This is a genomic window from Acidithiobacillus sp. AC3 (assembly GCF_050261095.1).
GTDB lineage: Bacteria > Pseudomonadota > Gammaproteobacteria > Acidithiobacillales > Acidithiobacillaceae > Igneacidithiobacillus > Igneacidithiobacillus copahuensis.
Genome location: NZ_CP189838.1, coordinates 2,244,545 through 2,264,780, shown reverse-complemented (window position 1 = coordinate 2,264,780; position 20,236 = coordinate 2,244,545). Strand labels below are relative to the sequence as shown.

The 20,236-nt window shown below is 59.6% G+C and carries 23 protein-coding genes and 1 tRNA gene; 11 read left to right on the top strand and 13 right to left on the bottom strand.

What is annotated here, in order from left to right; translation table 11 throughout:
* The 3 genes from ACQAYK_RS11460 to ACQAYK_RS11450 are packed head-to-tail and all read left to right on the top strand — an operon-like array spanning position 1 to position 3,841.
* Positions 1 to 1,374, top strand: a complete 1,374-nt coding sequence (locus tag ACQAYK_RS11460; protein WP_215872102.1) for a sigma 54-interacting transcriptional regulator — start codon at positions 1 to 3, stop codon at positions 1,372 to 1,374.
* Positions 1,375 to 1,397: 23 nt separating this feature from the next.
* Complete coding sequence (locus ACQAYK_RS11455) at positions 1,398 to 1,745, top strand: hypothetical protein (RefSeq protein ID WP_215885407.1); 348 nt, start codon at positions 1,398 to 1,400, stop codon at positions 1,743 to 1,745.
* 41 nt (positions 1,746 to 1,786) lie between these two features.
* Positions 1,787 to 3,841, top strand: a complete 2,055-nt coding sequence (locus tag ACQAYK_RS11450) for a diguanylate cyclase domain-containing protein (RefSeq protein ID WP_215885406.1) — start codon at positions 1,787 to 1,789, stop codon at positions 3,839 to 3,841.
* Here ACQAYK_RS11450 and msrB read toward each other — a convergent pair.
* Positions 3,838 to 4,287: a peptide-methionine (R)-S-oxide reductase MsrB gene (gene msrB / locus ACQAYK_RS11445; protein WP_215873111.1), complete on the bottom strand. Its 450-nt coding sequence runs from the start codon at positions 4,285 to 4,287 to the stop codon at positions 3,838 to 3,840. The two genes, ACQAYK_RS11450 and msrB, sit on opposite strands and share 4 nt — an antisense overlap.
* Positions 4,284 to 4,874, bottom strand: a complete 591-nt coding sequence (msrA, locus tag ACQAYK_RS11440; protein ID WP_215873112.1) for a peptide-methionine (S)-S-oxide reductase MsrA — start codon at positions 4,872 to 4,874, stop codon at positions 4,284 to 4,286. Before msrA ends, msrB begins: the two co-directional genes overlap by 4 nt.
* A gap of 136 nt (positions 4,875 to 5,010) precedes the next feature.
* Between msrA and ACQAYK_RS11435 the strand changes: the two genes are divergently transcribed.
* From ACQAYK_RS11435 to ACQAYK_RS11420, 4 genes are all read left to right on the top strand, one after another.
* Positions 5,011 to 6,137, top strand: a protein-coding gene (locus tag ACQAYK_RS11435; protein WP_480082161.1) for an IS3 family transposase whose coding sequence is annotated in 2 segments (ribosomal slippage) — positions 5,011 to 5,277 and positions 5,280 to 6,137 — 1,125 coding nt in all. Because the reading frame shifts where the segments join, the coding sequence is not laid out codon by codon here.
* A 170-nt stretch (positions 6,138 to 6,307) separates the two neighbouring features.
* A tRNA-Lys gene (locus ACQAYK_RS11430) sits at positions 6,308 to 6,383 on the top strand.
* A gap of 265 nt (positions 6,384 to 6,648) precedes the next feature.
* On the top strand, positions 6,649 to 7,188 hold the full coding sequence (locus ACQAYK_RS11425) for a protoglobin domain-containing protein (RefSeq protein ID WP_215872378.1): 540 nt from the start codon (positions 6,649 to 6,651) through the stop codon (positions 7,186 to 7,188).
* A gap of 7 nt (positions 7,189 to 7,195) precedes the next feature.
* On the top strand, positions 7,196 to 8,446 hold the full coding sequence (locus ACQAYK_RS11420) for an EAL and HDOD domain-containing protein (protein WP_215885800.1): 1,251 nt from the start codon (positions 7,196 to 7,198) through the stop codon (positions 8,444 to 8,446).
* On the opposite strand, the gene ACQAYK_RS11415 is transcribed toward ACQAYK_RS11420, so the two are convergent.
* The 4 genes from ACQAYK_RS11415 to hemC form a co-directional block, all read right to left on the bottom strand.
* Positions 8,443 to 8,916 carry an energy transducer TonB gene (locus ACQAYK_RS11415; protein WP_255789757.1) on the bottom strand — a complete coding sequence of 158 codons (474 nt, stop codon included), beginning with the start codon at positions 8,914 to 8,916 and terminating at the stop codon, positions 8,443 to 8,445. The genes ACQAYK_RS11420 and ACQAYK_RS11415 overlap by 4 nt on opposite strands.
* A gap of 209 nt (positions 8,917 to 9,125) precedes the next feature.
* The gene (gene hemB, locus ACQAYK_RS11410) at positions 9,126 to 10,112 is read right to left on the bottom strand and encodes a porphobilinogen synthase (protein ID WP_215872681.1); all 987 of its coding nucleotides are present in this window, start codon (positions 10,110 to 10,112) and stop codon (positions 9,126 to 9,128) included.
* Entirely contained in the window at positions 10,109 to 10,897 is a 789-nt protein-coding gene (locus ACQAYK_RS11405; protein ID WP_215872682.1) for a uroporphyrinogen-III synthase, read from the bottom strand. Before ACQAYK_RS11405 ends, hemB begins: the two co-directional genes overlap by 4 nt.
* Positions 10,894 to 11,811 carry a hydroxymethylbilane synthase gene (hemC, locus tag ACQAYK_RS11400; protein ID WP_215872683.1) on the bottom strand — a complete coding sequence of 306 codons (918 nt, stop codon included), beginning with the start codon at positions 11,809 to 11,811 and terminating at the stop codon, positions 10,894 to 10,896. Before hemC ends, ACQAYK_RS11405 begins: the two co-directional genes overlap by 4 nt.
* A gap of 137 nt (positions 11,812 to 11,948) precedes the next feature.
* Between hemC and pal the strand changes: the two genes are divergently transcribed.
* The 4 genes from pal to queC are packed head-to-tail and all read left to right on the top strand — an operon-like array spanning position 11,949 to position 14,683.
* The gene (gene pal, locus ACQAYK_RS11395) at positions 11,949 to 12,524 is read left to right on the top strand and encodes a peptidoglycan-associated lipoprotein Pal (protein WP_215872684.1); all 576 of its coding nucleotides are present in this window, start codon (positions 11,949 to 11,951) and stop codon (positions 12,522 to 12,524) included.
* Between the two features lie 17 nt (positions 12,525 to 12,541).
* Positions 12,542 to 13,354, top strand: a complete 813-nt coding sequence (ybgF, locus tag ACQAYK_RS11390) for a tol-pal system protein YbgF (protein WP_215872685.1) — start codon at positions 12,542 to 12,544, stop codon at positions 13,352 to 13,354.
* 2 nt (positions 13,355 to 13,356) lie between these two features.
* Complete coding sequence (gene queE, locus ACQAYK_RS11385; protein ID WP_215872686.1) at positions 13,357 to 13,995, top strand: 7-carboxy-7-deazaguanine synthase QueE; 639 nt, start codon at positions 13,357 to 13,359, stop codon at positions 13,993 to 13,995.
* Positions 13,996 to 14,005: 10 nt separating this feature from the next.
* Positions 14,006 to 14,683, top strand: a complete 678-nt coding sequence (queC, locus tag ACQAYK_RS11380) for a 7-cyano-7-deazaguanine synthase QueC (protein WP_215872687.1) — start codon at positions 14,006 to 14,008, stop codon at positions 14,681 to 14,683.
* Here queC and ACQAYK_RS11375 read toward each other — a convergent pair.
* From ACQAYK_RS11375 to ruvB, 7 genes are read right to left on the bottom strand one after another with little or no spacing between them, the layout of a single operon-like run.
* Positions 14,680 to 15,342, bottom strand: a complete 663-nt coding sequence (locus ACQAYK_RS11375) for a LysE family translocator (protein ID WP_215872688.1) — start codon at positions 15,340 to 15,342, stop codon at positions 14,680 to 14,682. The genes queC and ACQAYK_RS11375 overlap by 4 nt on opposite strands.
* 45 nt (positions 15,343 to 15,387) lie before the next feature.
* A complete protein-coding gene (tolB, locus tag ACQAYK_RS11370; protein WP_215872689.1) occupies positions 15,388 to 16,653 on the bottom strand; it encodes a Tol-Pal system beta propeller repeat protein TolB in 1,266 nt (421 codons plus the stop codon).
* Complete coding sequence (gene tolA / locus ACQAYK_RS11365) at positions 16,646 to 17,647, bottom strand: cell envelope integrity protein TolA (protein WP_215872690.1); 1,002 nt, start codon at positions 17,645 to 17,647, stop codon at positions 16,646 to 16,648. The genes tolB and tolA overlap by 8 nt, the downstream gene beginning before the upstream one ends.
* Positions 17,644 to 18,063: a protein TolR gene (gene tolR / locus ACQAYK_RS11360; protein ID WP_215872691.1), complete on the bottom strand. Its 420-nt coding sequence runs from the start codon at positions 18,061 to 18,063 to the stop codon at positions 17,644 to 17,646. The genes tolA and tolR overlap by 4 nt, the downstream gene beginning before the upstream one ends.
* Positions 18,060 to 18,749: a protein TolQ gene (gene tolQ / locus ACQAYK_RS11355; protein ID WP_215872692.1), complete on the bottom strand. Its 690-nt coding sequence runs from the start codon at positions 18,747 to 18,749 to the stop codon at positions 18,060 to 18,062. Before tolQ ends, tolR begins: the two co-directional genes overlap by 4 nt.
* A gap of 12 nt (positions 18,750 to 18,761) precedes the next feature.
* On the bottom strand, positions 18,762 to 19,184 hold the full coding sequence (gene ybgC / locus ACQAYK_RS11350) for a tol-pal system-associated acyl-CoA thioesterase (RefSeq protein ID WP_215872693.1): 423 nt from the start codon (positions 19,182 to 19,184) through the stop codon (positions 18,762 to 18,764).
* Positions 19,174 to 20,220 carry a Holliday junction branch migration DNA helicase RuvB gene (ruvB, locus tag ACQAYK_RS11345; RefSeq protein ID WP_226827494.1) on the bottom strand — a complete coding sequence of 349 codons (1,047 nt, stop codon included), beginning with the start codon at positions 20,218 to 20,220 and terminating at the stop codon, positions 19,174 to 19,176. Before ruvB ends, ybgC begins: the two co-directional genes overlap by 11 nt.
* Positions 20,221 to 20,236 lie beyond the last annotated feature (16 nt).

The following is a 20,236-nucleotide window of genomic DNA, read 5'->3' as shown; positions in this document are numbered from 1 at the left end:
TTGGCTAAGCAAGCGAAGGTCTTACTGGTAGATGACGACGCCGATTTATTGCGACTTCTGTCATTGCGGATGAAAAGCGCGGGTTACCAGATCAGTACCGCGGCCAATGGGCGGGAGGCCCTTTCGCAGTTGGCCGTCGAACATCCGGCCCTGGTCGTTACCGATCTGAAAATGGATGAAATGGATGGGATGGCGTTGCTCGATGCGATCCGCCGCGACTATCCCACCCTGCCGGTCATCATTCTAACGGCCCACGGCTCGATCCCGGATGCCTTGCTGGCCGCCAACCAAGGAGTTTTTGCTTTCTTGACCAAACCGTTTGATGGCAAAGAGCTCATGGCCGAGGTCGAACGCGCTTTTCAGTTGACCGCTGCCGCCCCCCAGGGAAAGCGCGGCAAGGAAGCCGCAGGCTGGGAGCGTATCCTGACCCGCAGCGCCAAGATGCAGGCGCTGCTCGATCAGGCGCGCCTGGTGGCGGCTGCAGATGCCAGCGTTTTCATTCACGGTGCCAGCGGCACCGGTAAGGAGCTTCTGGCGCAAGCCATTCATCAGGCGAGTCCGCGTCGTGATCGTCCTTTTGTGGCCGTCAATTGCGGGGCATTTCCCGAGCAGCTCCTCGAATCCGAACTCTTTGGCCACAAAAAGGGCGCATTCACCGGGGCTGCCAGCAATCACGTGGGACTGTTTCAGGCGGCGGATGGTGGCACCCTCTTTCTCGATGAAATCGGCGACATGCCTCTGGCCTTGCAGGTCAAGCTCCTGCGCGCTTTGCAGGAGCGGCAGATCCGTCCAGTTGGCGCCACAGAGACCATTCCGGTGGACGTCCGGGTGATTTCCGCCAGCCACCGCGACCTGGAGCGGGAAATGGCCGAGCGCCGTTTCCGCGACGATCTGTATTACCGGCTCTGTGTCGTCACCCTGGAGCTGCCGGCGCTGGCCGAGCGCGCCGAGGACATCCCGCTGCTGGCAGAGCATTTCCTGCGCGAGGCGGCCACGCGCAACCGCAAAGATGTGCGGGGTATCGCGCCCGAGGCCATGGAGTTGTTGGTTACCGCCCCCTGGCCCGGAAACGTTCGCCAGCTGGCCAATGTCATCGAACAGGCCGTCGTGCTTTCCACCACGCCGCGTATCGGTGCCCCCCTGATCCGCCATGCCCTGCGCGATCGTGACGGCGAAGTCGTCCCCCTCGCCGATGCCAAGGGCCGTTTTGAGATGAACTATCTGATTCAGCTCATGCGCATGACCCGTGGTAACGTCAGTCAGGCTGCACAGCTCGCGCAGCGCAATCGTACCGAATTCTATCGCTTGCTGCGCCGTTATCATCTCGACCCGGCGACCTTCAAAGAGGACGAGGAAGAGAGCCCGGAAACTTGAATAGGGAACTAGGAGAATAGTCCATGCCGATGGTAACTGTCCTTGCCTATGTGGAAGTGCTGATTGCTCTGCTGATTCTGGTGTTTTTGCTGCTCACGTTTTTTTATTTGGTCGCCCCGCAGGGGCTTGACACCTTTTTGCGTCGAGTTGGTGTAGGTCGGGGGATTGGCGCCCTGAGCGCGCGCAATGTCTTTGCAGTTCTCCGCCAACTCGGCATTCTGCTCTTCGTGCTCGGGGTCATCACCCTGGCGATGATTCTCTTTCGCGCCTGGCCCCAAGGCTGGCTGATTCCGGCTATCCAGGAACTGGTCATGGCAGTGGTGCTGTTTTTTGTTGGCCACTGGGGTGCCAAGGGTCAAAAAAAGCCATAGACTGCTACCTTCTCTCACTTTCCCAGAACGAGCGTGTCGAAGTGATACCCGAGGGTTCCAGCACCCCAATCTTTGTAGAATCGGAACTGCAGCGCGCAGAGTTCTTCGCAGCGATCGAAGAGGCCTCGCGCCGGGCATTTGCGGAGCTTTGTCGGGAGCCGGAGGTTGCGGCGTATGTTGCCACTCTGGACAGTGCTACGCTGGAGCATATGCAGGCGGCACAGCACCGCCACTTCGCGCGCTTGTTACTGGAAGAGGATCCCGTGGTACGGGAGGAGCTCAGCCAGAAAGTGGGCGTAGTTCACCATCGTTTGGGCCTGCCTGCCGATTGGTTGGTGGTGGCCAGTGGACTGTTTTCGGCACAGCTGCGGCGCGGCCTCGCGGCCTTTGCACAGCCGCTGCCCGAGCTGGATCAGCGCATTAGTCAACGGCTGGCCAGCGACTTGGTCGTACAATTGCGCGGCATGCGACAGTTGGAAGCGGACGAAGAGCAGATCATCGAAAGAATCGACATTCTTTTGCTCAGCGAGCCGGATGAGAGACAATTGCTGCGGCGCATGATCAACAAGATCGTACTGCTGCCCGGGGTGGACGGTGCGTGGATCGGCAAACCCTATGCGGGGCAACTGCAGCCTATCGCCATTGCTGGTGCGCAGATGGCAAACTATCTCGAGCAGGTCAACATCCGTATCGACGCTGGACCGACCGCCCACGGTCCCATGGGGCGGGCTTGGAACACCGGGCAGCCGGTGGCTGTCGATGATCTGGAGACAGACCCCCTGTTTCTGCCATGGCGGGAGACCTTGCACAATACGGGGGCCTGGCGCAGCACCATTGCCTGTCCGGTGCAGGTCGCGGGCAATCTCGAGGCGTTATTTGGTGTGTACAGCCACACGCCAAGGTATTTTTCCGCGTCCTCCCGCCGGCGCACCCTGATGCGTCTCACTCGCATGCTGGGCATTGCCCTCGAAAAACAGGACCAACGCGAACGTCTGGAACGCAGTAATCGATTGTACCAGACCTTTCTGAGTCAGGGAGACATCATCATGCGCTCCCGCTCCGCCGCCACGATTTTGCGTCAGACCTGTCATCGTCTGGTGGAAAATGGCCTGTTCAGCACCGCTTTTGTCGCGCAACCGGACAGCCATGGCTATTTCGTGCCGATCAGTGCTGCGGGCAGAAACAGCGACAAACTGACTCGCGCGCGGGTGCATGTCGATCAGCGCGAGCCCGCGTCTCTCCTCGCCACGGCCTGGCGAGAGAGAAGATTGCAATACCACAACCACTATCGTGAGGATCCGAAATATCAAAGCCTTGCCAGCCTGATCGCCGAGTTCGGCTGGAGCAGCCTGGCGATCATTCCTATCCAGCATCAGGGCGATCTCTGGGCTGTTCTTTGCGTAGCCAGTTCCCAGCCGGCATATTTTGACCACACACTATTGTCGGCCCTGGCGCGCACAGCCAAGATCCTGGGTTTTGGCCTGGACGAATTGGCGCTGAAGAATCAGATCGAAGCGGAGCGAGAGGAGCAGAGCTGGCGTGCCAGACACGATGCTCTGACCGAACTCCCAAATCGTGCTGCATATCTGGCGGAGCTGCCAAAAGCCCTGGCGCGCACCGAGGAATGTCTGTTGGCAGTGTGTATGATGGATCTCGATGATTTCAAGCCAGTGAATGACCAGCACGGGCATGCGGCGGGGGATCTGGTCTTGCAGGTGGTGGCTCGGCGCCTGCGTGCTGCCGTCCGCGAGGGCGATCTAGTGGCACGCTTTGGCGGCGATGAATTTGCATTATTATTGGGGGAGCTGACTTCCATGGCTGTGCTGGAGCGCGTCCTGAATCGGGTCCAAGGTGCGATCCGGGAAAAAATTGTCCTTGCCGACGGTAGCGAAGTGCAGATAGACAGCAGTTTGGGCGTTACCCTCTATCCTCTCGACGATGCGCCGGAGGAGATCCTGCTACGACATGCCGATCAGGCCCTTTACGCGGCGAAAAGTACGAAAGGCCAGCGCGCGAAAACTTTCTCTCTCTATGATGCTATCGACGATACAGTACTTCTCTCGGAACCTCCCACTGCCCCTAGGGATGCCAATTAGTCTGACAAGCCTTCGGCTGCTGGCGCCTCATCGCGGAATTCCAATGCCGCAGAGTTCAAGCAATAGCGCAGCCCGGTAGGTGCTGGCCCGTCGCTAAAGACGTGTCCCAAGTGACTGTCACAGCGGGCGCAGCGAATTTCGGTGCGGATCATGCCATGACTCGTGTCGCGCAGCTCACGGATATGGTCGCCAGCGAACGGAGCAAAGAAGCTTGGCCAGCCGGTTCCCGAATCAAATTTTTCCCGGGAACGAAAGAGTGGTAGATGGCACAACGCGCAGACAAAGACGCCCGGGCGTTTCTCGTCCAACAATCCACCGCAAAATGGCGGTTCAGTGCCGTGCTCAAAGAGGACGTGGCGCACTTCGGCCGAAAGGTGCCGGGCGCGCAGCGCACGCTCTTCGGCGCTGATTGGGGTAAGATCATAACCTGCCGAAGAACTCTTCATGCCTTCCTCCGATATTGCGGAAACAAGCTTGCCAGGGCCTGGATTTTGGGCTGCGCAACGGCGCAGATATAGGATTGATCGGGGTTGCGGCGCGCATAGTCCTGGTGGTACTCCTCGGCTGGATAAAATGTGTCGAGGGCTTGCAGCTCGGTAACGATCGGCTGTCGAAAAAATCCTCCCTTTTCCAGCTGGGCGATATAGGCGCGAACCATGTCGGCCTGGGCATCGTTCAGAAAAAAAATGGCGGAGCGATACTGGCGGCCGATGTCGTTGCCCTGGCGATCGCGCTGAGTGGGGTCGTGGGCCACCCCGAAAAACACCTGCAGTATTTGCCCGAATCGCAGCTGTTGCGGGTCATAACGCAGCTCTACCGCTTCCGCGTGATCCGTGGCACCACTGCAGACCGCACGATAATTGGCGTCCTTCTCCTGCCCACCAGCGTAGCCAGAAAGCACCGCCTGTACTCCCGCCAGTTCGCGATAGACCCCCTCCACGCACCAAAAGCAGCCGCCAGCCAGAACGATTCTGGCGGGCACGTCGGCTTCTGGATCCTGCCACTCGGGAAGAGGGAGAACATTTGTCAGCATCCGCAAGCTCCTGAAAAACGCTGGTCGATGCGAGCAAGATAGACCTTCCTGGCTGGCCGCCGCAAGGGCGAGGTGAAGTGGCCCCCGAAAGTTGGACAAGGGGTTAAGCTCTGGGCTTCAGGAAAGGAGTCGAGGGATGAAGGGAAAACGCAAGCAGTACAAGCCGGAATTCAAGGCGCAGGTAGCCCTGGCGGCCTTGCAGGGCGATAAGACGATGGCCGAGCTGGCGCAAGAATTTGGGGTACACCCCACCATGATCAATGCCTGGCGCCGGCAGCTGGTGGAGCATGCGGCCACGGCCTTTGAACGGGGAAAGTCCCGGACCGAGGAGCCCGTGGACGTGCAGGCTTTGTATCGGAAGATCGGACAGCTGGAGATGGAACGCGATTTTTTAGCCTCCAGGCCCGGTCTCATGTCTCGGATCGGGAAAGGCGCCAAATGATCGACCGGGCCCAAACCCCAGTTTCTGTGCAACGGCAATGCGCTCTTTTGGGCGTGCCCCGCAGTACGGTCTATTACCGCGCGCATCCTCGGCCGATGGGCGACGGGCTGTTGCGGGCGATCGATCGCCTCTACACCGCCTTTCCATTCATGGGTAGGCGGCAGATCCATCGGATGCTGAAAGCGGAGAATGTCGTGGTCAACCGCAAAACGGTACACCGGGCCATGCGTATCCTCGACATTGCCGCGGTGGCGCCCGGACCACACACCAGCAAGCCCCATCCCCAGCACCCAAAATATCCTTATCTGTTGCGTGGCGTGACGGTGGACCGTCCCCACCAGGTCTGGTCCGCGGATGTGACCTATCTGCCCATGGCACGAGGATTTCAATACCTCGTAGCCGTAGTGGACTGGTTCAGTCGTAAGGTGTTGTCCTGGCGGGTTTCCAACAGTCTTGACGCGGGTTTCTGCGTAGAGGCCCTGAAAGAGGCCATACGCCGCTATGGCACCCCCGAGATCTTCAACACGGATCAGGGTGCTCAGTTCACCGCGGAGTCCTTCCTCTCTGTACTCCGCCAGCACGGCATTCGAATCAGTATGGACGGCAAAGGCCGGGCCCTGGATAACGTCTTTGTCGAACGGCTTTGGCGCACCGTCAAATACGAGCACGTCTACCTGCGGCCAGCAGAAACTGGAACCGAGTTGAAAGCTGGCCTCAGAGCCTACTTCGACTGGTATAATGCCGAAAGACCGCACTCCTCTCTGGGAGACAGAACACCCGATGTGGTCTATGCAGAAGGTTTACAAAGGCTGGTGGCCTGACCCGCCATGGAAACAGGTTCAGAGCTTAATCACTCCAGCAGGCTGTCCAATCCAGGGGGGCCACCTCAAGGGGGCCTGATCACATCAAGACCGTGCCCAATGCCCCGTGATTGCACGCGATTGCCGGCGGTTGACCCTATAGGGGTGGACAACGCATAATTCGGGGCCCCGGGGGTGTAGCTCAGTCGGTAGAGCAGCGGCCTTTTAAGCCGTGGGTCATGGGTTCGAATCCCATCGCTCCCACCATGTCAAATTTTGCTCTCTCCTGTCGCGTGGCCGCTCGTGCCAGCGCAAGCCGATCATGGTTGGCAGCGACTCCGCGGCCTGGACTCGAATCCCTTGCAAAGCGCAGGATATGCTCTAATCTCCCCATCACGGGGTGGTGTATCTGCCAGCTAGGAGAACGAGGAGAGTTTCCTGTTTTCGGCTTTCCGCCATCAGTATGGTGGGCGCAAAGGCAGCAGAAGCAGATCGCCCGATTAAGAGAATGGTGAACAACCTGGAGGATTGGATGGAGTTGTTAGAATGTGCCCAGCAAGACTCGCAGTTACAGGCTTTCATTGCAATCGCCGGGATTACTGCAGAGGATCTTTGCTTGTTGCAGCAGGCAGCACCCAAAATCGTTCCGATCGTTCCCGAGGTGGTGGATCTGCTGCAGGCCAATCTGTTGCAGCAGGAGCAAATTGCCGCCAAGCTTGGCCAGGCGTATGGCAACTACGCAGCACACCTTGGCCAGTGGTTGACGAATCTTTTTTCGGGTCCGCACGATGCCGACTTCTTGCGCCAACAAGAGGAGTTGGGCAAACAAAATGTACAACACAAAATCCCGCCCTTGTATAACGCCTTTATCATGAGCTTTTTGCGCGCGGCATTGCCGCATTCCTTCGGTAAAAATGCCATTGCCCGAGAGTTTCCGGACGGTGCGCTGACTGCGGCTACCCTGCGGCTTCTCGATTTTTGTCAATATCTTACGGATCGAGCGTATACCACCCGTCTACTGGAGGTTACCGGCATCTCAAAATCACTCCTTGATCGTTTGATGACCGCATGACGACGGTATGACGGAAGAATCAGATATAATCGCCGCAAACCTGGACCTGGTAGCCCGTCAGGCCATCCTTGATGCCAAGGGCAACGTGCAGGCCTACGAATTGTTGGCGCGGGAAGAATATAGTCCAACCGAAGATCCGTTTCTGGCTTCGGCACAGGTTTTGGTAAAGGTGTTTTCGATCTACCAACTGGAACAGCTTCTCGACGGGAAAAAAGCCTTCATCAACTTTACCAATAGTTTGTTTGATGAAAAAACGTTGGAATTGTTTCCCTGCGATCGCGTCGTTCCGGAGTTTACCATTACCGAGTCTCCCAGTCGTGAATTTCTGGGGAAAATACAATATTTGAAGAAGGCTGGTTTTCGGATTGCCATCGACAGATTTTCTGGTAAAGCGTGGGAAGTTCCGCTGTTACCATGGATGAATTATGTAAAAATCGATGTCAACGCGATTGCTGCGGCGGATATGCAAAATTTAGTGAAACTGGTCCGCGCACAGAAATACGCTACCCGCATGCCGCTACTCATTGCTACCCGCGTAGAGACGCGGGAACAGGCAGCCAACTGTTTTGCTGCGGGTTTTGACTGGAGTCAGGGATATTTTTTCATGCGGCCGCAAGTCGTTTCCAATCGTCATGTTGGCAACGATCAAAGAAATCTCTTTCAGCTATTGAATTTGCTCTCCGGGGATGGACCGATTGACGAGATTGAGGAGGGCTTTCGTCGCGATCCGGCCTTATCGGTGCAATTGTTGCGCTATCTGAATTCTGCGGGCATGCGCCGTGGTCGTGAAATAGATAGTATTCGGCAAGCCTTGCTTGTCTTGGGTCGAGTTCCCCTGCAACGCTGGCTGACGCTGCTGATGTTCACCAGTCAGGGGCCACGCAAGCACTCCCTGCTGGCAATGGCCAGCAGCCGTGCGCGCCTTGCGGAATTGCTGCGGCAAGAGAGTACACATCTGGAGCAATCATCGGAGGCGCTGCACCGCTCATTTCTGGTGGGAATGCTGTCGCTGGTGGATGCCCTGTTCGACCAGCCGCTGATGGACATCCTGAAAGAACTGAAACTGCATCCCTCAATCACTACGGCATTGTTGGAGCGTGATGGTGAGGATGGTGTCCTGCTCCAGCTTCTCGAGAGTATAGAGCGGGGAGATTATCCGGCGATGCAACAGTGGGCGACCCGCGTGGGAGTTCCCGTGGAGAGCGTCAATCGTTTGGCTCTGGAGGCCATGGCGTGGACTGCGGCGCTGCCGCGTTAGCGAAAATTCCAGGTCCTGATAATCCGCAGATTCTGTGGTGGCTGTTGCCAGGCCGGCGGCAGGGAGGGGAACGGCGCTGCGCTGATCAGGATTTCCCGTACCGCTTTGGCAAGGATCTGATTTTTCTCGCCCTCTACTATCTCTATGCCCAGTAATTCTCCGGAAGGTGAGATCGTCACGGCGACCACGATCTTGCCGGTGGGGAGTTTTTCTTGAGTGAGCTGGGCTTTGGCCATATCGACGATATGTTTTTGCCAGAGTAGGAGATAGTCGGCGAGTTCCCGTTGTTTGAGCGCCGTTGGCGGGGTCTCAGCTCGTTCTTGGCTGCTGGGTAGCCCTCGTCCTTGTGCCAGACTCGGGATATCGTTGGCCGGATGGAGCTGGTGGCGTTGCGGCAGGGGGGCCAGGGTGATTTCCACCCGCGAATCATGCGCTCGCTGCGCATTCTGGATGGCTTGTAGTGCGGGCATGAGATCTGCCCAAAACAGCAGAAATAGAGATCCGACGACCGCAGTAGCGGCAAGAAGCCAGGGAAAGAGTTGATCGAGGTCGTCTGCCTTGGGTATGAATAGTCGAGTCAAGTACAGCATCGTACGAATGGAAATCACCCGGAGCCAGAACCATGGCAAGGCCAGTGATTCTCGGGTCCGGGATCGACGGCGACGGGAAGCGGCTGGATTTACCGGAGCCAGTCACAAACCTCCACGGCCGAATAGGTGATGATACCGTCGGCGCCCGCACGTTTGATGGCAAGCAGGGACTCCAACACCGAATTCTGCAGATCCAGATAACCGGCCTGGGCCGCAGCGCGCAACATACTGTATTCCCCCGACACCTGGTAGGCGAAGACGGGAAAGTCGCAACGTTCCCGTACATCGCGGATGAGGTCTAGATAGGCCATAGCCGGTTTGACCATGACCATGTCGGCCCCTTCTCCCAGGTCCAGGTCCAGTTCGCGAAAGGCTTCGCGACGATTGGCCGAATCCATCTGATAGGCGCGGCGATCCCCAAAACTGGGGGCGCTGTCGGCCGCATCGCGAAACGGTCCATAAAACGCGCTGGCATACTTGATGGCGTAGGAGAGAACCGCGACGTTTTCGTGCCGTGCTGCATCCAGCGCCTCGCGAATGGCCAGTACCATGCCATCCACCATCCCGGAAGGGGCGATGACATCTACCCCCGCCTCGGCGTAGGAGAGGGCTTGCTGCTGCAGGTTTTCCAGGGTGGCATTGTCGTCGCGATCACCGTGGGCATCGAGCACGCCGCAGTGGCCGTGATCGGTGTATTCGCAAAAACAGGCATCAGCAATCACCAGCAGATTGGGGAAGCGTTCCTTGATGGTGCGGCTGGCGCGCTGTACCAGTCCCTCACTCGCCCACGAGGCGCTGCCCACGGCGTCCTTGGCCTGGGCATCCAACACGCCAAACAGCAGTACCCCGGGAATGCCACGATCTACGGCATCGCTACAGAGGCGTAACGCCGAGTCGATACTGTGGCGAAACACTCCAGGCATGCTGGCGATTTCGCTGCGAATCGCCTCGCCCTCGACGAGAAAGATCGGTAACAGAAAGTCGCTGGGATGCAGATGGGTCTCACGCAAGAGGGCGCGCATGGCTGCCTGGCGACGCAGGCGGCGGGGCTGATGGCGCAGGGAATGGGGTTTCATGCACTTTTCTCCTGCTGCCTCGCCCAATCCTCCAAGGCGGCGATCAAGCCGGCATTGCTTGCCTCCGGTGCCACCCAGGGAGCGGGTAGGCCCTTGCTGGTGATGGCTTCTGCGGTCAGCGGGCTGATGGCGATAATGGGGGTCTTTTTCAGCCAGCGCTGCCCAAGTCCCCCGACCATCTGATAAAAATTGTGAAAAATTTCTGGGCTGGTGACGGTGACCGCATCGAGCTCGCCCCGCGCCCAGGCATGCAGCAGTGGCGTTGGGTTCGCCCCGGGAACGACGCGGCGATAGCAGAAGATCTTCTCTACCATGGCGCCCCGCTCTTCGAGGGTCTGCTGGATGAGCTCGCGCCCCTGGTCGCCGGCAAAGAGGGCAAAGCGTTGCCCCGCAACCGTCTGCCACTCCGGGTTTTCCAACAGGCCTTCCGAGCCTGCGCGCTTGGGTGCCAGGGCCACCTCGATGCCAAACTCGGCAATGGCTTTGGCGCTCTCTCGGCCGACGGCGGCGACCCGGACCGATGCCGGCCATGTATGTTGACCACGACTCTGCCATCGACTCAAGGCAAAATGCACCGCATTGCGGCTGGTAAATACGGCCCAATCAAAGGAATCGAGCTGGTCCAGGGCCGCATCCAGGGAGTGCCAGGTCTCCGGCGCATCGATCTGTAACGCGGGGAAGGCGATGGCGCGCGCACCCAGGCGTTGCAGCTCCGCAATCAGTTCGGCGGACTGTTCCTTCGGCCGGGTGACGACGATGCCTTTGTTCTGCAGGATAACGCTCATGCTGGTTGTAACTCCTTGATGATCTTTCCCGCCCCTTGCTGCAGAAGGTCCTCTGCAACCTGCTCGCCCAGGGCGATGGGGTCGCTGCCGGCCGCCTCTGCGCGCAATACGGTCTGGCCGTCCGGGCTCGCCACGCGACCTTCGAGTTTCAGCATGCCTTCTTTCCAACGAGCGAGGGCGGCTACCGGTAGACGGCAGTCGCCGCCCAGGGTGCGATTCATGGCCCGTTCCGCGCGGACACAAAGACTGGTTTCCTGATGCGCAAGGGGCAGTACCAAGGATCGGGTTTTTTCGTCATCGGCGCGGATCTCGATGCCAATCGCCCCTTGTCCCACCGCTGGCAGGGAGTCTTCCACGGCAAAGAAGCTGCGGATCCGTTCCTCCATCCCCAAGCGCTTGAGTCCGGCCGCTGCAAGAATGATCGCGTCATAGTCGCCGCAGTCGAGCTTGGCCAGGCGGGTAGCGACATTGCCACGCAAATCCTCGATCTGCAGGTCGGGTCGCCGGTGCAGTAGCTGCGCCCGCCGCCGCAGGCTGGAGCTTCCCACTCGCGCGCCTTTGGGAAGCGCTATTTCATTCTCGTACTGCGCGGCGACAAAGGCGTCGCGCACATCTTCCCGCTCCAGGATCACCGCCAGCTCCAGACCCTCGGGCTGCAGCGCGGGTACATCTTTCATGGAATGGACGGCGAGATCGACTTCGCCTGCGAGCAGCGCGCTCTCGATTTCTTTGACGAACAGACCCTTGCCTCCTAATTGATGCAAGGGGACTGCCAGCTCGCGGTCGCCAGTCGTGGTCATTGGTACGAGGTCCACGGAGAGGAAAGGGTCCCGTGTCAGCAAGGCCTCGCGCACGTGCTCTGCTTGCCAGAGTGCGAGGGGGCTGGCGCGAGTACCGATACGCAATGGGTCCATGCCAAATTTCGTCGATTGCCGGAGAATGTTCCTCACCATAGCAGTGCCACTACTCCTGTCAAGCAGTGGTGGATGAATGATTGCTGAATTTCCAGTGCCTGCGATACAATCCCAATTATTCCTTTGGAGAAGAAACCATGCAGCTTCGCGGTGTCGTCGTCGTGTTCGGCCTCTCTTTCTTGGCGCTATCTGGTTGCGCGCGCAATGTCGGCAGTGGTGCGCCCACCGCAGTCACGCCCGTGGCGCCGGTGAGCTCGGTCGCTACCAATGGCTATAATGGCCAGGGCGTCGGCTCTCAGGACCTCAATACCAACGGTCCTATTGGCGGTAGTAACCGCGGCCTGACGGCGGCGGAATTGGCGGCATTGCCCAGCCATCTGCGTGTTCATTTTCCCTTCGACAGCGACAGTATGGATGCCAACGGCCAGGCCATTGCTGCCGAAAACGCCCAGTTCATGATGAATCATGCCCACGTACAGGTGCGCCTGGAAGGCAACACCGATGATCGGGGCACGCAGGAATACAATCTGGCCCTGGGCGAACGGCGTGCGGAAACTGTCAAGCGCTATCTGGAGTCTCAGGGAGTAAGCGCTGCCCGTATCAGTACGGTCAGCTTTGGCAAGGACAACCCTCTCTGCAGCCAGAATGATCAGGCATGCTGGGCGCGCAATCGGCGCGTCGACTTTGTGTACAGCGGGGGGTACAACGGCTGATCTGGAGGTCGTTTTCGATGAAGGGTAAGTGGACTGCAGTTATGGCTGCTGGGCTCCTGGCTGGTAGTTCTCCGGCCTGGGCAGAATCCCAGGGGCAGCAGATTCTGCAACTGCAACAGCAAGTGGCGGTGATGCAGGGCGAAATCCAAAGCCTAATCGCCGTGCAAAAGGCTAGCCGGGGCAGTCAGTCTGCTCTCGGTGATCTACTCAATCGCTCGCAGCAGATGCAACAGGAAATCCGTGAGCTGCGCGGCGAGCTCGAAAGCAAAACCCACGCCCTCACTGCTGCGCAACAGGAAACCGATACCAAGCTGGCGGCGCTGTCTGCTGCTGTCGCGAGCAGCGGTGCTGCTACGGCGGTCACCGCCAGCAGTTCGAGTGTCGCGGTGCTGAATCAGGCGCCAAGCAGTGCCATTGCTGCCGAGGCCAGCAGCGCGGCCAATTCACCCGTGCAGGGGTTGGGGCAAGCGGATTATCAGCGTGCCTTTGATCTATTGCGCTCGGGGAAATATGGAACGGCAGCCACTGCGCTGCAGGACTTCATCCATAAATATCCGCAAAGCAGCCTCGTTGTAGATGCCTATTACTGGCTCGGCCAGGCGCAGTATGTACTCGGACAGAATGACGCCGCCATCAAGAGCCTCAGCGCCGCTGCCCAGCATACGCAGAGTAGCAAAGCGCCAGATGCACTCTTGCGCATGGGACAGATCTACCAGGCCATCGGACAGCCGGCCAAGGCGAGAGCCACCTTCAACCGGATTCTGAAGCAGTTCCCCAACACCCCGGCGGCACAAAAGGCACAAACCCAGCTACAGGCCAGCGGCCAGTAGCTATGGCGCGGCTGCGCATCACGGAAATTTTTCATAGCCTGCAGGGAGAAACCAGTGCCATGGGTCGTCCGGCGACCTTCGTTCGCCTTACGGGCTGCCCGCTGCGCTGCCAATATTGTGACAGTGCCTATGCCTTTCACGGGGGCGAATGGATGGAGCTCGAAGAGATCCTCGCCCGGGTAGAGGAGCGTACAGACCAACTGGTTGTGGTGACTGGAGGTGAACCCCTGGCCCAAGCCGGGGTGCATGATCTGCTCCAGAGTCTCTGTAACGCTAATCGTGAGGTCTATCTCGAGACCAGCGGCGCCCTTTCCGTGCGCGACGTCGATCCACGGGTGGTCAAAATTCTCGATATCAAGACGCCGGGCTCCGGGGAGAGCGAAAAAAATCATTGGCAGAATCTGCAATACCTGAGTGCCCGCGATCAGGTAAAGTTCGTTCTGTGTGACCGCAAGGATTACGAATGGGCACGCGACGTTGTGCGGGAGCATCCCTTGCCGGTTGCAGAGTGGCTCTTTTCTCCCAGTTATGGCGAGCTGGATCTGCGCGAGCTGGCCGAGTGGATACTGGCGGATCAATTGCCAGTCCGTTTGCAGGTGCAACTGCACAAATGGATTTGGGGCGACATCCCGGGTCACTAATGGAGGGGGCATGACGGCTAACGAAGCGATTCTGTTGCTTTCCGGGGGCCTCGACTCGGCTACCGTGGCAGGTCTTTTGCGGCGCGATGGTCGTGTCCTCCACGCCTTGTCTTTCGACTACGGGCAGCGTCATCAAAACGAACTGGATTACGCTCGCGCCGTGGCGCAGACCATGGGGGTGGCCAGTCATCGGATTCTCAAGATCGACCTGGGTGGGTTGGGCGGTTCGGCCCTCACCGATGCTGCCCTGGCGGTGCCGGAAACCGGCGTTGGCGAAGGGATTCCGATCACCTACGTGCCGGCGCGTAACACCGTATTCCTCTCTTATGCCTTGGCCTTGGCGGAAGTGCTGGGGGTTACGGATATCTATGTCGGGGTCAATAGTCAGGACTACAGTGGCTATCCCGATTGCCGACCTGCCTTTATCGATGCCTTCAATCATCTTGCGGCGGTGGCGACCAAGCTTGGCGTGGAAGGCGCAGCGCCCCAGATCCACGCTCCTTTGCAGCAGTTGCGCAAGGCAGGAATCATTCGCGCTGGACTCGATGTTGGCGTCGACTACAGTCTCACCCGTTCCTGCTACCAGTTGGATTCTGCGGGACGCTCCTGTGGCCGTTGTGACGCCTGTCGCCTGCGCCTAGCGGCCTTTGCCGAACTCGGCATTGCCGATCCGGCCCCGTATCGCTAAAAGTGCAGCTCAGCAATCGCCAGGGCTAGCAGCGCCAGTCCAAGAAGCACGAAAATCCCTCCAGTCCACTGTTGTAGGCGTTTTTTCGCGATGGGGCCGCGTAGCCACCGGGCAAGACGCGCGCCGGCAGCGGAGTAGACGATATACCAACTGAATTCAATGACGGCAAAGCTGAGAATCAGCTCGGCAAATTGCAGCTGCAGATTATCCTGATAGCGCATGAATTGTGGCACCAGAGCAAGGGTAAAAAGGATGGCCTTGGGATTACTCATGGCTACCAGAAATCCGGTGCGATACAGGGCGCCCGGTGCGTGTCTACCGATTTCTGCCTCTGCGTCAGTCCCTTGCGGTTCTGTTGATGCGCTGCCGTTCCTGCCTGCCTGTCGCCAGGCTGAGATGCCGAGATAGAGCAAATACAGCGCTCCAATGACGCGCACGAGGGTAAAGAGCCGAGGCCAGCTTTGCAGAAACAGGCCAAGGCCGCCTACGGAAACCAGCATCATCAACAGCAATGCAGAAAAACAGCCAAACATGGTAGCGACCGAACGCCTCAGGCCGTGTATTGCACCATGGGTCATCAGCAGGAGCATGTTGGGTCCTGGGATTCCAGAAATGACCAGGACCGTCAGTACATAGAGAAGCCAAAGATGCAGACTCATCGGCGCCGCGGAATCGAGACGGAGAGTGTCTACCGCTTTCCGTCTTTAGTGTGACCAGGCCGGCTGGCTGTCCTCTCCCGCGCCGTGCAAGATCGCCAGGGTACGACCGTCGACGCTGGCCTCGGCCAGAACCTTGCGGCCGCCGCGGTGGGTACCGTAGATCACCATTTCACCATTGTCGGCAAAACTTGGGTGGTCACAGTTGCCTTGGGCATCGAGAACCTTCAGATCGCCGCCCGCGGCATTCATCACTGCCAGGGCATAGACGCCATCGGTACGATGGATGAAGGCGATGCGCTGCCCATTGGGGGAAAAGGCCGGGCTGGCATTGTAGTTGCCGCTGTAGCTAATGCGGTGTTGGCCGCCACCCTGGGCGTTCATGACAAAGATCTGCGGACCACCGTCGCGGTCCGACACAAAGGCGATTTGCCCGCCATTGGGAGACCAGCTGGGGGAGGTGTTGATGCTGCCACCGCGAGTCAATTGTTGCCGCTGCCCGGTACGCAGATTGACGCTGAAGATGTTGGTCTCGCCGCCTTCCGAGCGTGCGTAGGCAAGCTCCTCTCCGTTGGGCGAAAAACTGGGCGCACTGACGATCTGTCCTCCTGGGGCAATGGCTTGACGCGTGCCCGTGGCGAGGTTCTGCACGAAGATGGTGGCCCGCGAATTCACATACGTTACGTAGGCCAGCCGTTGGCTGTCTGGAGACCAGACCGGGGAGAGCAGAGGCATGCGCCCCTGCACCACTACGTGCGGATTCCAGCCGTCCGATTCCGCCACAATCAGCGAATACTCGGCCCCCACCTGACGCACGTAAGCGATGCGGCTGGCAAAGGGCCCGGGTTTGCCGGTAAACGCCTGATAGATCACGTCGGCTACGTGGTGCGCGGTCATATGCAATTCTGCCGGCGAGCAGGTGAAGCGTTTGGCGGCGAGTTCCTGGCCGGTGGCCACATTGTAGACATAGACGGTGACCGTATAACCTGCGGCGCTCTTTTCCACCGCACCGACGGCGAGACCCGTGGCGCCGATGCCGGTCCAGGCGCTGGACTGCACCGCACCCGGTGCCTGTGGGTCACTCGGATAGCTGGCTGGGCTGAGAACCCGGAACAGGCCGCTGTGACTCAGATCGGCCCGCACCACGTCGGCCACTGTCGGTTGTCCCGCAATGCCAGGGCCGAACGAGGGAATGGCAATCGGCAAGGCTGTGGAGACGCTTTTGGTCACCTGGACGGTCAGGGCCGCCTCGCTGGGCAAAACGAAAGCGAGGGCCAATAGTCCCAGAAGAAATACGATGACGCTCTTACGCATGGTTGAGATCCTCGGCGTTGAATCGGATGACGACGCTTTTGTAGGCACTGTATGGTAGACCAATGGGAGGAACAAAAGGTGCCGCAGCTTCGACCGCGCGAATCACTGCCTGATCAAAGGCGGGATTGCCGCTGCCGCTGACTACGCGGGGCTGACCGATGATTGCCCCCATTGGCGTCAGTTCGATCGCCACCTCGCAGTTCAGCGATGCGGCAAAGGTGGTATCCCAGGCGCGGTATACCCGACGCTGGATTTTCTGTCCAAAGAGCGCCGCCAGGCGTTGATCCTCGGCGGCTTGCTGTGCCTTCGCGGCCGCCAGATTGGCTTCGGCCTGCGCCTTGGCCTGTGCCTCCAATTGTTGTTGCAGGGCCTTGGCCCGGGCTGCCTGGGCGGCCTTGGCCGCTTCCTCGGCCATTTGCTTCTTCAGCGCCGCGGCTCTGGCTGCTGCTGCCTTTTCTGCTGCGGCCTTTTCGGCTGCCTCTTTGGCGGCGCGTTCTTCTGCTGCCTTTTGCGCTGCGGCTTTAGCTGCCGCCGCACGTTCGGCCGCCTTTTGCGCCGCAGCTTTCTCCGCTGCGGCTTTTTGTTCGGTGGCCCGTCGGGCAGCTAGCTCCTCCGCGTGCTTTTCCGCAGCCGCCCGTTTTGCTGCGAGCTGGGCGGCAGCTTCCCGTGCCTGCTTTTCGACTTGGGTGGGCGAGGGCTTCGCAGGCTGCGGCGCTGGCTTGGGCTCTGGCTCCGGCTTAGGTCTCGGGATCGGCTTCGGCGCAGGTTTTGGTGCCGGTTGTGGCACTGGCCTGGGGACCGGTGCGGGGACGGGTGTAGGCTTTGCCGCTGGAGCGGGAGCCGGACTTGGCAGAGTGCTCTCCAGCGTCGCCTGCATGGCGGCGTGCCCAGCCGCCGGGATATTGACGTGGAAGGTCCAGAACAAGGCCACCAGGACCGCCACATTGAGGATGACGGCCAGCAGTAGCGGCAGAATGCGGGGTTGTTCGTTCAATGCCGTTCCGGTCGGGTAAGCAGGCCCACGTGGGAAATGCCCGCCTGCTGCAGGGCCGCCATGACTGCCATCACCTTGCCGTAGTCCGCATGGGCATCGCCACCGACCAGCACCTGCAGCTGCGCCGGATTACCCGCCCCGATCTTTTCTATGGAGTGCGCGAGGTTCTGTAGTTGCGGGCTCAGGTGTTGATCCTTGTACTGGAGATCGAGCTTGCCATCCTTGGCTACCGAGATGACGATAGGCGGGATTTTGTCCGGCACGGGTTTGCTCACGCCCTTGGGCAGATTGACGTTGACACCCTGGGTCAAGAGTGGCGCGGAGAGCATGAAAATCACCAGCAGCACCAACGATACGTCGATGTAGGGCACGACGTTCATCTCGGCGAGCAGACGACGGCGCTTCCGGCTTCTCATACTTTGCTCTCAGGCAATTGGCGATGCAGGATGTTGGTGAACTCATCCATGAAGACTTCATAATGGGCATCGAGTTCATCGAGGCGATGGACAAAGCGGTTATAGAAAAAAGTGGCCGGGATGGCGGCAAACAGACCCGCGAGGGTCGCGATCAGCGCCTCGGCGACGGGTGGTGCCACCGCTGCCAAGGTTGCCTGTTGTGCCATACCGATGTTCATGAAGGTGGTCATGATGCCCCAGACCGTGCCGAGGAGGCCCACGAAGGGGGCTACGGAAGAAATCGAAGCGAGCAGGGGAAGATTGCTCTCCAACTGGCCAATCTCGCGGATCTGGGCGCCGCGCATGGCGCGCCGCGCGGCATCCAGGGCATCGCCAGCGTGCCCCTTGCGCTGCCGCTGAAATTCTTCATAGCCCGCGCAGAAGATGCTTCCGGCGCCCATTTCCAACTGCGGATTGTTACTCACATTCTGGTAGATCTGTGCCATTTCACCGCCACTCCAGAAGCGTTTTTCAAAGCGTTTCAGGGCCCGATGTGCGCTAGAGAACACCATCCCTTTTTGAAAGATGACGAACCACGATACAACGGATGCGATCAGCAGCAAGAGCAGGATACCCTGCACGACCGGACTGGCATGCAGGATCAGGTGGCTGAGGGATAGATGTTGGGCTGGGGCAGTGGTGTCCATGGGGTCTCGTGTTCAGGGATGGTCGGGGAAGAAGGCACGCAGCACGTGCCGGGGTATGGGGGTGGGGCGAAAATCCGCAGCCGTCAGACAGGCAACCTCGACCTCGCCGCGGCAAAGCAGCATCCCGGCATGCGCAACCTGCTGGGTAAAGCGCATGCGCAGGGGACGGACTTCGTCAATTTGGGTCTCGATGTCCAGCAAGTGGTTGAAGCGGGCCGGAGCGCGGAAGTCGAGGCGTGCGCGACGCACCGCAAAAATCACGCCATCGTCTCGCTCCAACTGGTCCAACTCGAGGCCCCTCTCGCGTAACATTTCCGTGCGGGCGCGCTCCATAAAGCGCAAATAATTGGCATGATACACCACGCCGCCGTGATCCGTATCTTCATAATATACGCGCACGGCGAAGTGGCCTTGTGGCGTAGCGCTAGCCCGCATCGAAGAGACTCCCGGACTGCCCGGATGCCGGTCGTGGCAGCCCCAGGGCGAGGTAGCTCTGCGCCGTTGCGCAGCGGCCCCGGGGCGTGCGAATAAGGTAGCCGGATTGGATAAGAAAGGGCTCGAGCACATCTTCGATGGTGCCGCGATCCTCGCCCAGCGCTGCGGCCAGGCTCTCCACCCCCACCGGTCCACCGCCAAAGCGCTCGATGATGATGCCGAGCAGGCGACGATCCTGGGGATCAAAGCCGTGCTCATCCACTTCCATCAGCTCCAGGGCGGCGCGGGCGGTGGCATGGTCGATCGTGCCATTGCCGCGTACCTGGGCATAGTCGCGTACCCGGCGCAGCAGGCGGTTGGCGATCCGTGGGGTACCGCGGGCACGCGCGGCGATTTCACGCACGCCTTCCGGGGCCGCAGGTACCTGCAGAATCCCCGCCGAACGTGCGACGATGCGACTCAGCTCCTCGACGCTGTAAAACTCCAGATGAAAACTGATGCCAAAGCGATCGCGCAGCGGCGAAGACAGGAGCCCGGCACGGGTGGTGGCGCCGATCAGCGTGAAAGGCGGCAAGCCGATCTTGATGGAGCGGGCCGCCGGACCTTCGCCAATCAGGATATCCAGTTCAAAATCTTCGAGGGCCGGGTAGAGGATTTCTTCCACTACCGGGCTCAGACGGTGGATCTCGTCCACAAAGAGCACATCATGGGGTTGCAGATTGGTGAGGATGGCGGCGAGATCGCCGGCCTTGTCGAGGATCGGGCCGGAGGTTACCTTGAGGCCTGCGCCCATCTCCTGGGCAATGATGTGCGCCAGGGTCGTCTTGCCGAGTCCCGGGGGCCCAAAGAGCAGGACGTGATCCAGTGCCTCCTGTCGTTGCCGCGCCGCGTCGATGAACAGTGACAGAGATTCGCGCAGGCGTTCCTGCCCAAGGTATTCCTGCAGCAGCCGTGGACGCAGGGCGTGATCGACCTTATCGCCCGATTGCTCGGTGGCACTCAAGTGGTCTCGGTTCATGGCGCTGGGAGTACTCATGGTCGACAAAGTTCCC

Bases quoted from the DNA above. Each gene is read 5' to 3' on its own strand.
- pal (WP_215872684.1), top strand. From the start codon at position 11,949: ATGCAGCTTCGCGGTGTCGTCGTCGTGTTCGGCCTCTCTTTCTTGGCG.
- ybgC (WP_215872693.1), bottom strand. From the start codon at position 19,184: ATGCGGGCTAGCGCTACGCCACAAGGCCACTTCGCCGTGCGCGTATAT.
- tolQ (WP_215872692.1), bottom strand. From the start codon at position 18,749: ATGGACACCACTGCCCCAGCCCAACATCTATCCCTCAGCCACCTGATC.
- hemB (WP_215872681.1), bottom strand. From the start codon at position 10,112: ATGAAACCCCATTCCCTGCGCCATCAGCCCCGCCGCCTGCGTCGCCAG.
- queC (WP_215872687.1), top strand. From the start codon at position 14,006: ATGACGGCTAACGAAGCGATTCTGTTGCTTTCCGGGGGCCTCGACTCG.
- ACQAYK_RS11375 (WP_215872688.1), bottom strand. From the start codon at position 15,342: ATGAGTCTGCATCTTTGGCTTCTCTATGTACTGACGGTCCTGGTCATT.
- tolB (WP_215872689.1), bottom strand. From the start codon at position 16,653: ATGCGTAAGAGCGTCATCGTATTTCTTCTGGGACTATTGGCCCTCGCT.
- ACQAYK_RS11405 (WP_215872682.1), bottom strand. From the start codon at position 10,897: ATGAGCGTTATCCTGCAGAACAAAGGCATCGTCGTCACCCGGCCGAAG.
- ACQAYK_RS11425 (WP_215872378.1), top strand. From the start codon at position 6,649: ATGGAGTTGTTAGAATGTGCCCAGCAAGACTCGCAGTTACAGGCTTTC.
- msrB (WP_215873111.1), bottom strand. From the start codon at position 4,287: ATGAAGAGTTCTTCGGCAGGTTATGATCTTACCCCAATCAGCGCCGAA.
- ACQAYK_RS11420 (WP_215885800.1), top strand. From the start codon at position 7,196: ATGACGGAAGAATCAGATATAATCGCCGCAAACCTGGACCTGGTAGCC.
- ruvB (WP_226827494.1), bottom strand. From the start codon at position 20,220: ATGAGTACTCCCAGCGCCATGAACCGAGACCACTTGAGTGCCACCGAG.
- msrA (WP_215873112.1), bottom strand. From the start codon at position 4,874: ATGCTGACAAATGTTCTCCCTCTTCCCGAGTGGCAGGATCCAGAAGCC.
- ybgF (WP_215872685.1), top strand. From the start codon at position 12,542: ATGAAGGGTAAGTGGACTGCAGTTATGGCTGCTGGGCTCCTGGCTGGT.
- hemC (WP_215872683.1), bottom strand. From the start codon at position 11,811: ATGGACCCATTGCGTATCGGTACTCGCGCCAGCCCCCTCGCACTCTGG.
- ACQAYK_RS11415 (WP_255789757.1), bottom strand. From the start codon at position 8,916: ATGCCCGCACTACAAGCCATCCAGAATGCGCAGCGAGCGCATGATTCG.
- queE (WP_215872686.1), top strand. From the start codon at position 13,357: ATGGCGCGGCTGCGCATCACGGAAATTTTTCATAGCCTGCAGGGAGAA.
- tolR (WP_215872691.1), bottom strand. From the start codon at position 18,063: ATGAGAAGCCGGAAGCGCCGTCGTCTGCTCGCCGAGATGAACGTCGTG.
- ACQAYK_RS11455 (WP_215885407.1), top strand. From the start codon at position 1,398: ATGCCGATGGTAACTGTCCTTGCCTATGTGGAAGTGCTGATTGCTCTG.